The following is a 13,461-nucleotide window of genomic DNA, read 5'->3' on the forward strand; positions in this document are numbered from 1 at the left end:
AGCTCAGGCTTTCTTGCGCAGAATTACGCTGCCAATCGAATAACCCGCGCCGAAAGAGCTGAGCACCCCCAGGGCCCCGGCCGGCAGGTCATCCTGATTCTTGTGCAGGGCAATCACCGAGCCGGCCGAACTGGTGTTGGCGTAGGTGTCCAGAATCACCGGCGCTTCATGCGCTTCGGCATCACGGCCAAGCAGCTTGCGTGCAATCAGCAGGTTCATGTTGAGGTTGGCCTGGTGCAGCCAGAAGCGCTTGACGTCGGCGACGTTCAACTGATTCTCCGCCAGGTGCGCGGCAATCAGCTCGGCCACCATCGGGCAGACGTCCTTGAACACCTTGCGCCCTTCCTGCACAAACAGCTTGTCGCGGGCACCGATGCCCTCTTCCGCACAGCGGTTGAGGAAGCCGAAGTTGTTGCGGATATTGTTGGAGAACTGGGTAACCAGCTTGGTACCGACCACATCCCACTGGTAGGCCGAGGTCGCCAGGTCGGCGCGCTCGATGACCACGGCGGTCGCCGCATCACCAAAGATGAAATGGCTGTCGCGGTCGCGGAAGTTAAGGTGACCCGTGCAGATTTCCGGGTTGACCATGAGAATCGCACGGGCCTGACCGGTTTGTACCGCGTTGGTTGCTGCCTGGATACCGAAGGTGGCCGAAGAGCAGGCCACGTTCATGTCATAGGCCCAGCCGTTAATTCCCAGTGCGGCCTGCACCTCCACCGCCACCGCCGGGTAGGCACGCTGCGGATTGGAACAGGCGAGGATCACGCCGTCGATATCGGCCGCCGTCTTGCCGGCACGCTGCAGGGCTTCCTTGGCGGCGCCGACAGCCATCTCGCAGAGAATCGACCACTCTTCGTTCGGACGCTCGGGGATGCGCGGGGTCATGCGCTGCGGGTCGAGGATCCCCTCCTTGTCCATTACATAGCGGCTCTTGATCCCCGAAGCCTTCTCGATGAAAGCCTCGCTGGACTCACTCAGAGCCTCGACCTCGCCACGCTCGATAGCGGCGGCATTGTCGGCATTGAACTGTTGCACATAAGCATTGAAAGCCGTCACCAGCTCCGCATTGGAGATGCTGTTGGCGGGGGTAAACAGACCGGTGCCACTGATTACGACGTTGTGCACGGACTTTCCTCTTTATTGTCATGGTCGCCCACGGCGGCCGGTTAAACATCACGCCTGCGGCCCGCAGCCCCAGGCAAAAAATTCAAGCAATGTAGCCGCGCCACAGCCCAGTGCGCTGTCAACATTTGGCAAAGCATGGAGTTTGCCACAGCCACGACATCGCCGCCTCCTTGTCAGACAGATGCCAGGCCGTTTAAGCCACACCCACCTGGCAGTACTGCGTCCTGCGCAATAGAGCGCGAACGGCCCTCAAGGCTGCAGCAGACTGTTCATCTGCTCGCGATAGGCCGTAGAGTCGCGCTGCCGCTGAACCTCTTCCCAGATTTGTCGGGCCAGTTGCGGCTGGCGCTGCTGCAGCTGATGCGACAGCATCAGGTAGTAGGCCTTGGTCTCCAGCGGCAGACTGGCCTTGTCGATCACCGCCGCCAGCTCGGCATTGCTCTGCAGGACATGATCGGCGCGCAGAACCTGCAAGGCCACTGCCTGTACCCGGCGGGTAGCCAGCATGTACAGCAGCGCTTCAGGGTCGCGACTGCTCTCCACCACCACAGCGCCATGCAGACGCAGGAAGTCGACGATGGAGAAACCGCTTAGCGTGCCTATCGAACCCTGCAACTGGCGGAACTCGCTGCCGTTCCAGCCCACGGCATCATCCTTGCGCGAATACAGGGCGTAGGCCTGGGTATGCAGACGCTTGCTCTCATCGACCCGGCCATCGTTGTCCAGCGGATAGGCACCCTGGGCAAGACGCTCGGCCATGTAGCTGGCAGCAAAGGCGCCCTCGTAGACGCCCTTCTCAAGGCCAGCGAGACACCGGCGCCAGGGTACCGCCACCCAGCGGACCTGCAGATCGAGTGCCGCAGCCACCTGCTTGAGCAACAGCAAATTGAGCCCGCGGCCCTCAGGCATCACCCAGGGAAAGGATTCCTTGTCCTCATAGCAAAAGGTCAGGTGGGTAGCCCGAGTCTCCTCGGCAGCCACAGCAGGCAATCCCCCATACAGCCACAGCAGCAACAGCAAAAACCGCATCCACCGCCCCCTTGCATCCATCCCCCAGTTCCCTTGGCACAGTATAGGCAGAGCCACTCAGCCGCCGGGACAGTAGTGACAACAGATTATCGTTCGACGTAAGCGTATCCGCCCAGATAACCCGGAACTTATCCATAAGGATGAGGGATTAATCCCGGCAACCGCTCTGGAACAGTACTTTTGACCACAGTCAGCGAATTGACACGCAAGGCGCACGACACGACAATCTCCCAGTCAAAGTCAACACCTTGACGCACCCCTCCATAAACTTAGGGAAGAGCCCCCATGAAAAAACTTCTGACCGCAGCTCTGCTCAGCGTCGCCGCGGCAAACGCCAACGCCAACCTGGTCACCAACGGCAGCTTTGAATCCGGCCTCAGCGGCTGGAGCTGCAGCGGTGCCGATCTCTGCACCGCCAGCAACCAGGCAGCCCACACCGGCAGCGCCGGCGCCTATGGTTATGACAACAGCGGCTTCGCCACCCTGTCGCAGACGCTGTCGACCATCGTTGGTGCAACCTACGGTTTCTCCTTCTTCTCCAACGCCTACCAGACCGCAGGTAATGAGCTGCGCTACAGCTTCAGCGACTTCAGCGGCTCGACTCTGGTTCCGACCACTACCCAGTGGCTGCAGAGCACCGGCACTTTCGTCGCCACCTCCAGCAGCACCCTGATGCAGTTCTTCTTTGCAACCGACCCGGGTACTGGCACCTGGCGCCTGGACGACGTATCCGTCGAGCAGATCGCCGCTCCTGTTCCGGAGCCGGAAACCTATGCCATGCTGCTGGCCGGCCTCGGCCTGATGGCTGGCGTTGTGCGCCGTCGCAAGGCCCAGCAAGACGCCTGAGCCCCTCCTTCGGGGAGTCTCTGGCCCCGAAAATGAAAAAGCCCCTGACCACAAAGGTCAGGGGCTTTTTCTTGCACGGCGCACGCGCATGACCGCGCCCCGCATCAGGCCAGATCGAAACGATCCAGGTTCATCACCTTGGTCCAGGCCGCCACGAAGTCTTTGACGAACTTCGCCTGCGCATCGCTGGCGGCATACACCTCGGCCAGAGCACGCAGCTGCGAGTTGGAGCCGAAGACCAGATCGGTCACGGTGGCCGTCCACTTCAGCTGGCCACTGGCGCGATCCCGCCCTTCCAGCACACCCGCACTGGCCGAACGTTTCCACTGAGTGCCCATGTCGAGCAGGTTGACGAAGAAGTCATTGCTCAGGGTCCCTGGCCGCTGGGTGAACACGCCATGGGCCGAGTGATCGAAGTTGGCGCCCAGTGCACGCATGCCACCAACCAGCACGGTCATTTCCGGCGCGGTCAGGGTCAGCAGCTGGGCCTTGTCGACCAGCAGCTCGGCCGCCTTCTCCTCCAGCCCCGGCCGTACGTAATTGCGGAAACCATCGGCAGCCGGCTCCAGCACGGCAAAGGACTCGACATCGGTCTGCGCCTGACTGGCATCGGTGCGCCCCGGAGCAAAGGGCACCTTGACCTCGACACCAGCCTGTTTGGCCGCTGCCTCAACCGCTGCGGCACCGGCCAGCACGATCAGATCAGCCAGCGAGATCTTCTTGCCGCCGGTCGCTGCTGCATTGAAGTCTTTCTGAATCGACTCCAGCGCCGCCAACACCTTGGCCAGCTCCGCCGGCTGGTTCACCGCCCAGTCCTTCTGCGGCGCCAGGCGGATACGCGCACCGTTGGCGCCGCCACGCTTGTCGCTGCCACGGAAGGTCGAGGCCGAGGCCCAGGCGGTAGTGACCAGTTGCGCGACCGAGAGGCCGGAAGCCAGCACCTTGGCCTTGAGCGCGGCGACATCCGGCTCATTGACCAGCGGGTGATCCACAGCCGGCACCGGGTCCTGCCAGATCAGCTCTTCCTTGGGCACCAGCTTGCCCAGATAACGGGCACGCGGGCCCATGTCACGGTGAGTCAGCTTGAACCAGGCGCGGGCAAAGGCGTCGGCAAACGCCTGCGGGTCCTGATGGAAGCGCCGTGAAATCTTCTCGTAAGCCGGGTCCATGCGCAGCGACAGGTCGGCCGTGGTCATCATCGGCGGGTGTTTCTTCGACGGATCGTGAGCATCGGGAATCAGGTGCTCAGGCTTGCAGTTCTTCGGGGTCCACTGATGAGCACCGGCCGGGCTCTTGGTCAGCTCCCACTCGTAGCCGAACAGCATGTCGAAGTAGCCGTTGTCCCAGGTGGTGGGATTGGGCTTCCAGGCCCCCTCGATGCCGCTGGTAGTGGTGTGCACGCCCTTGCCGCTGCCGAACTTGTTGATCCAGCCCAAGCCCTGTTCTTCGATACCTGCGGCTTCCGGTTCCGGACCGACCAGCGACGGATCGCCTGCGCCGTGGGCCTTGCCAAAGGTGTGACCACCGGCGACCAGGGCCACGGTTTCCTCGTCGTTCATCGCCATGCGCGCGAAGGTTTCCCGCACATCGCGGCCGGACGCCACCGGATCAGGGTTGCCGTCCGGGCCTTCGGGGTTCACATAGATCAGGCCCATCTGCACTGCCGCCAGCGGATTGTCGAGCTGGCGATCGCCCTGATAACGGCTGTTGGGCTTGTCACTGGTGGCCAGCCACTCGCGCTCGGCCCCCCAGTAGATGTCCTCTTCCGGCTCCCAGATATCGGCACGGCCACCGGCAAAACCGAAGGTCTTGAAGCCCATGGATTCCAGGGCAACGTTACCGGCCAGAATGAACAGGTCGGCCCAGGAGATCTGGCGGCCGTATTTCTGCTTGATCGGCCACAGCAGACGGCGGGCCTTGTCCAGGTTGCCATTGTCCGGCCAGCTGTTGAGCGGGGCAAAGCGCTGGTTGCCGGTGCCGGCACCGCCACGGCCATCCTGAATCCGGTAGGTGCCGGCGGCGTGCCAGGCCATGCGGATCATCAGACCACCGTAGTGACCCCAGTCGGCCGGCCACCAGTCCTGGGAGTCGGTCATCAGCGCGGTGAGGTCCTTGACCAGGGCATCAAGGTCCAGCTTCTTGAATTCTTCGGCGTAGTTGAACGCCTCTCCCATGGGGTCGGACTTGGCGGAATGCTGATGGAGGATGCTCAGCTTGAGCTGATTGGGCCACCAGTCGGCATTCGACGGGCCGCCGGCAATGGTGTGTTTGGCAGCACCGGCAGCGAACGGGCATTTGGCTTCGTTTGACATGGTCTTTCCTTCCTTTTGCTTGCGCCTAATTCGTGGACAGAGTGTTGACCCTGCACCCCAAACCTCGCCAATAGGTTTTAGGAATGGCACTGATAGTAGTCAGGAAGAAGACCGTGGGAGCCCCGTTAATCAGTCACTTTCCGGAAGAGTGTTGCAAGCGAATACGGCAGCACTGCTTGCGGCTGGACTCAACCAGTAGAGGGAGGCTCTAGGCCTCCACTGCACTCCATTGTTTACTCAACCGCTTGTCCGACACCGCCATCCTGGTGCCCAGTTGCTGGGCGAACAGCGACACGCGGTATTCCTCCAGCATCCAGCGGTACAGCACCAGCTCGGCATCGCGCTTGCCCTCCTGGGCATGCTTGGCCGCGCGGGCCTGGTATTGCTCCCAGGCGGCGTTGAATTCGGCGGTCCACACGCGGTCACGCTGCAGCTGCGCAGAGATTTTATCGAAGCGCTGCTCGATGGCCTTGAGGTAGCGCGGCACCTCCCTGAGCCACTCGGCCGGGGTTTCGCGCACAAAGCCCGGATAGACCAGATGGCTCAGTTGCAGCTTGATGTCATTCAGGGCCATGGCCTGGGCCAGGTCGATCTTGCCTTTGAAACGCTTTTGCAGGCCGTGGGCCAGCTGCAGGATGCTCAGGGTCAGCCGGGCGATGCGCTCGGCATGCGCCGCCCAGTCACCGCGCTTGCGCTCGGCCAGAGCGGCCAGCGCCGCACCATCGCGCGGCAACTGCGGCTCACCCTCGAGGATGCAGGCATCCAGGCTGGCCAGCAGGATGTCTTCGACCAGCGCTTCGGGTCGGCCCAGCTCGCGGTACAGCAGCCCCAGCTCGGTCAGCCCCGGCAACTTGCCACGCAGGAACTTGGCCGGCTCGGCCAGTTGCTGCAGGAGCAGTCGCTGCAGGGCACGACGATGCTGGTAATCGGCTTCGGCCTGGGTGGCAAAGCGTCCTTCCTTGACCTCGCCCGCCTCCTCGACCAGAGCCGGAAACACCGTCATCGAGAGGCCGGCGATCTTCTGCTGGGTCTTCTCGGCGACCTGAGCAAATGCTTTGGCCTCGACGGGTTTCTGTTCCTGCTTCTGCTGCGGAATGGCCAACGCCGCCTGGCTGGCCTCGGCGAAGCGCGCGCACAGTTCGGCCAGATCACGGCCTTCGCCGAGGAACTTGCCGCGCGCATCGACCACTTCCAGGTTCATGCGCAGATGCGCTTCCAGGCCCGCCGCCGATTCGGCCCAGGCTTCCTCGGACACACGGGCACCGGTCATGCGACTCAGCTCGCGGCCGAGCGATTCGGGCAGAGAACCCTCGCCAAAGGCGATCTTCGACAGGGCCGCGCCGACGAAATCCGGCACCGGCACGAAGTTCTTGCGGATGGCCTTGGGCAGACCGCGCACCAACGCGATGGCCTTGGCCTCCAGCAGACCGGGCACCAGCCACTCCAGGCGCTCGGGCGGCAGCTGCGGCAGCAGCGGCGCCGGCACGCGCAGGGTCACGCCATCGCGGGCATGGCCGGGCTCGAAGTGATAGGTGAGCGGCAGACGCAACTCGCCCAGACGCAACTGGTCCGGGTACTGTGCGGCGGTGACTTCGCTGGCTTCACGGGCCAGCACGTCCTCCTCGCGCATCAGCAGCAGCTGCGAGTCCTTGGCGCTGCCCTGCTTGTACCAGCTGTCGAAACTGGCTGCCTGATAGATATCGGCCGGCAGCCGGGTATCGTAGTAGGCGAACAGGGTTTCCTCGTCGGCGAGAATGTCGCGCCGGCGGGCCTTGGCCTCCAGCTCATCGAGCAGCTCCAGCAGCTCGCGGTTGGCCGTGAGGCATTTGGCGCGGCTGTTGATTTCACCCCCGACCAGACCTTCGCGGATAAACAGCTCGCGCGCGGCCACCGGATCGACCGGCCCATAGTGCACCGGGCGGCGGCCGACCACGATCAGGCCATAGAGGGTCACCTGCTCGAAGGCCACCACCTGGCCACGCTTCTTCTCCCAGTGCGGCTCGAAGTGGTTTTTCTTGATCAGATGACCGGCCAGCGGCTCGATCCAGTCCGGCTCGATCTTGGCGACCATACGGGCGAACAGTTTGGTGGTTTCCACCAGTTCGGCGGCCATGACCCAGGTGGACTTCTTGCGACCAATCACCGACGAGGGATGAATCCAGAAACGCCGCTGACGCGCGCCGAGGTAATCCCCGTCCTCGGTCTTCTGGCCAATCTGGCTGAGCAGGCCGCTGAGAATGGCCTTGTGCACGGCGGCGTAGCCCTTGGCGCGCTGCGCCGCTTCGCTGGCCTCGGCCTGCTCGCGGGCGATCACATTGACCTTGGTGTCGGTGGTCGGTTTGACCGGTTTGGATGCCGACTCGGGCTCACGCTTATCCGTAGCTTTCGCTGCCGACAGCTGCAGATCGCGGGCGATCAGTACCAGCTGGCGGTGCGCGTCGCGCCACTCGCGCAGGCGCATGTAGTTGAGGAAGTTCTTCTTGCACCAATTGCGCAGCGGATTGCTGCCCAGCTCCTGGCGTTTTTCCTCGAAGCCGCGCCACAGGTTGATCAGCGCGGCGAAATCGGAATCCACGTCCTTCCACTGGGCATGAGCCTGGTCGGCGGCCTGCTGGCGGTCCATCGGCCGCTCGCGCGGGTCCTGCACCGACAGCGCCGAGGCGACGATCAGAATCTCGTCCAGGCTGCCGAGCTGGGCGGCTTCAAGCACCATGCGTCCCAGGCGCGGGTCGATGGGCAGGCGTGCCAGCTGGCGGCCCAGCGGGGTGAGCTGGCCCTCGCGGTTGACCGCCGAAAGCTCCTGCAACAGGTTGAAGCCGTCGCTGATGGCCTTGCCATCCGGCGGCTCGATAAAGGGGAACGCCTCGATGCTGCCCAGACGCAGATGGAGCATCTGCAGGATCACCGCCGCCAGGTTGGTACGCAGGATTTCCGGATCGGTGAAGGCCGGCCGGCCGAGGAAATCCTCCTCGCTGTACAGGCGCACGCAGATGCCCGGCTCAACACGCCCACAACGGCCCTTGCGCTGGTTGGCGCTGGCCTGGGAGATCGCCTCGATGGGCAGGCGCTGGACCTTGGCGCGGTAGCTGTAGCGGCTGATCCGTGCGGTGCCGCTGTCGATCACGTAGCGGATGCCCGGTACGGTCAGCGAGGTCTCGGCGACGTTGGTGGCCAGTACGATCTTGCGCCCGGCCATGGGCGCGAAAATCTTCTGCTGCTCGGCCGGCGTCAGCCGCGCATACAGCGGCAGTACCTCGGTCAGGCGCAGATTGGCCTTGCGCAGCACCTCGGCGGCCTCGCGGATTTCGCGCTCGCCGGGGAGGAAGATCAGCACATCGCCCGGGCGCTTGCCCTCGGCCTTCTCATGGGCGGCGATTTCGTCCAGCGCGGCGAGGATGCCCTGATCGACGGTCAGGTCATCCAGTAGGCTCTCGCCCTCCTCGTCCACCTCAGCCGCCAGCGGGCGGTACCAGGTTTCCACGGGATAGGTGCGGCCAGACACCTCCACAATCGGCGCGTCATTGAAGTGCTTACTGAAGCGTTCCAGATCGATGGTCGCCGAGGTAATGATCACTTTGAGATCGGGGCGGCGCGGCAGCAGCGTTTTCAGGTAGCCGAGGAGGAAGTCGATGTTGAGGCTGCGCTCATGGGCCTCGTCGACAATGATGGTGTCGTACTTTTCCAGGTAGCGGTCGTGCTGGGTCTCGGCCAGCAGGATGCCGTCGGTCATCAGCTTGATCAGGCTGCTGTCCTTGCTCTGATCCTCGAAGCGCACCTGATAGCCAACCAGCTCACCCAGCGGCGTGCCGATTTCCTCGGCCACGCGGGTCGCCACGCTGCGTGCCGCCAGACGGCGCGGCTGGGTGTGGCCAATCAGGCCGTGCACGCCGCGACCGATCTCCAGACAGATCTTCGGCAACTGGGTGGTCTTGCCCGAGCCGGTCTCGCCGGCGATCACCAAGACCTGATGTTTCTCCAGCGCGGCCTTGATCTCGTCGCGCTTGGCGGCGATCGGCAGAGCGTCGTCGTAACGCATGACCGGCACGCTGCGCTTGCGCGCGTCAACCTTGGCCACGGAGGCCTGGAAACGCTCCAGCCACTGCGTCAGCTTGCCTTCATCCCAGCCCGGCGTGCCGGCCGTCTTGCGCAGGTCGTGGAGCTGACGGCGCAGACGGTGGCGATCGACCAGCAAGGCCTGGTCGAGGTTGTGGTGCAGTTGATCGAAGGCAGGCGTGGCGTTGGTCATCGGTGACAGCAGCAGTCTCGGGAAAGGCGGCGATTGTCGCAGATTTCCCTTCCCGCGACTGTTCCGCGGCTAGCTGTAGCGTTGCAGAAAAGCAAAAGCCCCGCCGAGGCGGGGCTTTTGTCGAAGCTGACAGGCTTACTTCTTGCCCATCTTCTTCAGTTCTTCGTCACGCAGCTCGCGACGCAGAATCTTGCCGACGTTGGTGGTCGGCAGGCTCTCGCGGAACTCCACGGCGCGCGGCATCTTGTAGCCGGTGACGTTGGCACGCATGTGCTCCATCACCTGCTCCTTGCTCAGGCTCTCGCCCGGCTTGACCACCACGAACAGCTTGATCGCCTCGCCGGACTTCTCGTCCGGGATGCCGATGGCCGCGCACTGCAGCACGCCCGGCAGGGTCGCCAGCACGTCTTCCAGTTCGTTCGGGTAGACGTTGAAACCGGAGACCAGAATCATGTCCTTCTTGCGATCGACGATGCGCATGAAGCCGTCTTCCTGAATCACCGCGATGTCTCCGGTCTTCAGCCAGCCCTCGGCGTCGAGGATCTCGTCGGTAGCTTCCTGGCGCTGCCAGTAGCCCTTCATCACCTGCGGGCCCTGCACGCACAGCTCGCCGATGGCGCCGATACCCAGGTCCTTGCCTTCGTCGTCGACCACTTTGCAGGAGGTCGACGGAACCGGAATACCGATGGTGCCGATCTGGATGTTCTGGAACGGGTTCACCGATACCACCGGGCTGGTTTCGGTCATGCCGAAGCCTTCGCAGATGGCGCAGCCGGTGACTTCCTTCCAGCGCTCAGCAGTGGCCATTTGCAGGGCCATGCCGCCGGAGAACGTGGCTTTGAGCGAGGAGAAGTCCAGATTGCGGAATTCCTCGTTGTTGCACAGCGCCACGAACAGGGTGTTCAGACCGACGAAACCGGTGAAGCGGTACTTCGCCAGGTCCTTGATCATGGCCGGCAGGTCACGCGGGTTGCTGATCAGAACGTTGTGGCCGCCGATCAGCATCATGGCCATGCAATGGAAGGTGAACGCATAGATGTGGTAGAGCGGCAGCGGTGCGATCAGCACCTCTTCGCCCTCGCTCATCTCGGAGCCCATCAGCGACTTGACCTGCAGCATGTTGGCGATCAGGTTGCGGTGGGTCAGCATCGCGCCCTTGGCCACACCGGTGGTGCCGCCGGTGTACTGCAGCACGGCGATGTCGCCGGATGCCGGGTTGGCTTCCTTGACCGCCTGGCCCTTGCCCTTGGCCAGCGCCGTGTTGAGTTTGACGGCCTGCGGCAGATTGAACGCCGGCACCATCTTCTTCACGTGCTTGACCACGGTATTGACCAGCAGACGCTTGAGCGCCGGCAGCATGTCGCCCACTTCGGTGACGACGACGTGCTTGATGCCTGTCTTGGGCAGCACTTCCTCGGCCAGGTGGGCCATGTTGGCCAGGCACACCAGCGCCTTGGCGCCGGAGTCATTGAACTGGTGTTCCATCTCCCGCGCGGTGTACAGCGGGTTGGTGTTGACCACGATCAGGCCGGCGCGCATGGCACCGAAAACCACCACCGGGTATTGCAGGATGTTCGGCATCTGCACGGCGATGCGGTCACCCGGCTGCAGGCTGGTGTGCTGCTGCAGATACGCGGCAAAGGCACCGGACAGCTCGTACACCTCAGCGTAGCTAAGGGTTTTGCCCAGGCTGCTGAACGCCGGCTTGGCGGCGAAGCGTTGGCAGGACTCCTTCAGGACCGCGAGGATGTTCGGGTACTGATCGGGATTGATTTCGGCAGGAATGCCCGCAGGGTATTTGTCCTTCCAGAAATTAGCAGTCATGGAGGCCCACTCTCCTAAAGCAACAGCTGATCTTCACCCCCCCCGAAGGGGTGGTTGTTTATTGTGTTTTGTGCGTTTTTCTGCCTGGCAGTTGGCAAAAAACCGGCCGAGGGTAGCAGCTTTGCCAAAGGCTAACCAGAGCCAAGCCAGCCCCCAGCAGTCTCAAAAGTGACCAAAAATGCCGCCACCAGTCATCTTTCAGACAACAAGCGTTCACTCAGCACTGGAAAGATCGCCATAAAAAACCCCGCGCACAAGAGCAGCGGGGTTTTAGGGCTCATCACCGGTCAGGCGATATCGCGCAGTTCGCGACGCAGGATCTTGCCGACCGGCGTCATCGGCAGGGCATCCTTGAGCACGATGTGCTTGGGCACCTTGTAGCCGGTGAAGTTCTCCTTGCAGTAGGCCTTGAGCTCGTCGACCGTCACCCCGCCTCCCGTGCGCGGCACCACGAACAGTTTCACTGCCTCGCCGGAACGCTCGTCCGGCACGCCGATGGCGGCGCAGCTGGCCACCTGCGGATGAGCCATGACCACATCTTCGATTTCGTTGGGGTAGACGTTGAAGCCGGAGACGATGATCAGGTCTTTTTTGCGATCGACGATGTGCACAAAGCCTCCGGCATCGATGATCGCCACGTCGCCGGTCTTCAACCAGCCTTCGGCATCGAGCACCTCGGCGGTGGCTTCCGGACGCTGCCAGTAGCCTTTCATCACCTGCGGCCCCTGGATGCACAGCTCACCACGCTCGCCGATCGGCAGCTCGTGGCCATCGTCATCGATCACCTTGAAGGCCGTGCCCGGCACCGGAATACCCACCGAGCCCAGCCGGGCCAGCTTGCCGTAGCCGTTGGTACTGGCCACCGGCGAGGTTTCGGTCAGGCCGTAACCTTCCACCACCGAGCAGCCGGTCATGGCCTGCCAGCGCTCGGCGGTGGCCTTGACCAGCGCCGTGCCGCCGGAGTTGGTGACCTTCAGGTTGGAGAAATCCAGCTCCTTGAACTCGGGGTGGTCCATCAGGGCCACGAACAGGGTGTTGAGGCCGAGCAGCGCGGAGAAGCGCCACTTCTTCAACTCCTTGATGAAGCCACCGATGTCGCGCGGATTGGTAATCAGGATGTTGTGGTTGCCGTTGACCATCATGCACATGCAGTTCGCGGTGAAGGCATAGATATGGTAGAGCGGCAGCGGCGCGATCATGATCTCCTGCCCCTGCTTCATCAGCGGCACGCCGCTGTCATCCAGCTGCGACAGGCAGGCATCGACCTGCTGCATGTTGGCCACCAGGTTGCCGTGGGTCAGCATGGCGCCCTTGGCCACGCCGGTGGTGCCACCGGTGTACTGCAGCACGGCAATGTCGTCCAGGCTCAGCGGCACCGGCTTGAGCGCATGGCCCTTGCCCTGGGCCAGCACGCTCTTGAACGACAGCGCCTGCGGCAGGTGATAGGCCGGCACCATCTTCTTGACCTTTTTCACCACGGTGTTGACCAGCCACCCTTTGAGGCTTGGCAGCATGTCGCCCATGCGCGCCTCGATCAGGTAGTCGATGCTGGTATCCGGCAGCACCTCCTGCACCAGGTGACCGAACAGGTTGACGTAGACCAGCGCACGCACGCCGGCATCCTTGAACTGGTGCTTCATTTCCCGCGCGGTGTACAGCGGGTTGGTGTTGACCACGATGAGGCCGGCGCGCAGGGCGCCGAACACGGCAATCGGGTACTGCAGGATATTGGGCATCTGCACGGCGATGCGCTCGCCGGGCTTGAGGTCGGTGTGACGTTGCAGGTAGGCGGCAAAGGCCGCCGACAGGCGATCCAGCTCGGCATAGGTCAGGGTCACGCCCATATTGCTGAACGCCGGACGATCGGCGAACTTCTTGCAGGAGCGTTCGAACACTTCGACGATCGACCCATAGGCACTCGGGTCAATGTCATTGGGCACGCCTGGCGGGCGCTTGTCGTTCCAGAAATCAGCCTGCATTTATTTTTATCCTCCGGCCTGAGTGTGTCTGGCCCGCCTATCGCGGGATGCGCCGACGTTAGCAGCTCTGCCCCCGGGGGCAAATAGCATGCGCGTC

At 63.1% G+C, this 13,461-nt stretch carries 7 protein-coding genes; 1 reads left to right on the forward strand and 6 read right to left on the reverse strand.

All coding sequences use genetic code 11. The features are described 5' to 3' along the window. Positions 1-3: 3 nt before the first annotated feature. Both HNP49_RS06735 and HNP49_RS06740 read right to left on the reverse strand, forming a co-directional pair. The gene (locus HNP49_RS06735) at positions 4-1,128 is read right to left on the reverse strand and encodes a beta-ketoacyl-ACP synthase III (RefSeq protein ID WP_184681756.1); all 1,125 of its coding nucleotides are present in this window, start codon (positions 1,126-1,128) and stop codon (positions 4-6) included. A gap of 249 nt (positions 1,129-1,377) precedes the next feature. Beyond that, positions 1,378-2,157, reverse strand: coding sequence for an ABC transporter substrate-binding protein (locus tag HNP49_RS06740; RefSeq protein WP_184681758.1), 780 nt, complete (start codon positions 2,155-2,157; stop codon positions 1,378-1,380). Between the two features lie 285 nt (positions 2,158-2,442). On the opposite strand from HNP49_RS06740, the gene HNP49_RS06745 reads away from it, so the two are divergent. After that, positions 2,443-3,003: a PEP-CTERM sorting domain-containing protein gene (locus HNP49_RS06745; protein ID WP_184681760.1), complete on the forward strand. Its 561-nt coding sequence runs from the start codon at positions 2,443-2,445 to the stop codon at positions 3,001-3,003. A 104-nt stretch (positions 3,004-3,107) separates the two neighbouring features. Here HNP49_RS06745 and katG read toward each other — a convergent pair whose 3' ends face one another. From katG to fadD2, 4 genes are all read right to left on the reverse strand, one after another. Next, the gene (gene katG, locus HNP49_RS06750; protein WP_184681762.1) at positions 3,108-5,315 is read right to left on the reverse strand and encodes a catalase/peroxidase HPI; all 2,208 of its coding nucleotides are present in this window, start codon (positions 5,313-5,315) and stop codon (positions 3,108-3,110) included. Positions 5,316-5,523: 208 nt separating this feature from the next. Further along, positions 5,524-9,561: an ATP-dependent RNA helicase HrpA gene (gene hrpA, locus HNP49_RS06755; protein WP_184681764.1), complete on the reverse strand. Its 4,038-nt coding sequence runs from the start codon at positions 9,559-9,561 to the stop codon at positions 5,524-5,526. Positions 9,562-9,696: 135 nt separating this feature from the next. Next, positions 9,697-11,385 carry a long-chain-fatty-acid--CoA ligase FadD1 gene (fadD1, locus tag HNP49_RS06760; protein WP_184681766.1) on the reverse strand — a complete coding sequence of 563 codons (1,689 nt, stop codon included), beginning with the start codon at positions 11,383-11,385 and terminating at the stop codon, positions 9,697-9,699. A 287-nt stretch (positions 11,386-11,672) separates the two neighbouring features. Beyond that, positions 11,673-13,364, reverse strand: coding sequence for a long-chain-fatty-acid--CoA ligase FadD2 (gene fadD2 / locus HNP49_RS06765; RefSeq protein ID WP_184681768.1), 1,692 nt, complete (start codon positions 13,362-13,364; stop codon positions 11,673-11,675). Positions 13,365-13,461 lie beyond the last annotated feature (97 nt).

The organism is Pseudomonas fluvialis, assembly GCF_014207935.1.
GTDB lineage: Bacteria > Pseudomonadota > Gammaproteobacteria > Pseudomonadales > Pseudomonadaceae > Aquipseudomonas > Aquipseudomonas fluvialis_A.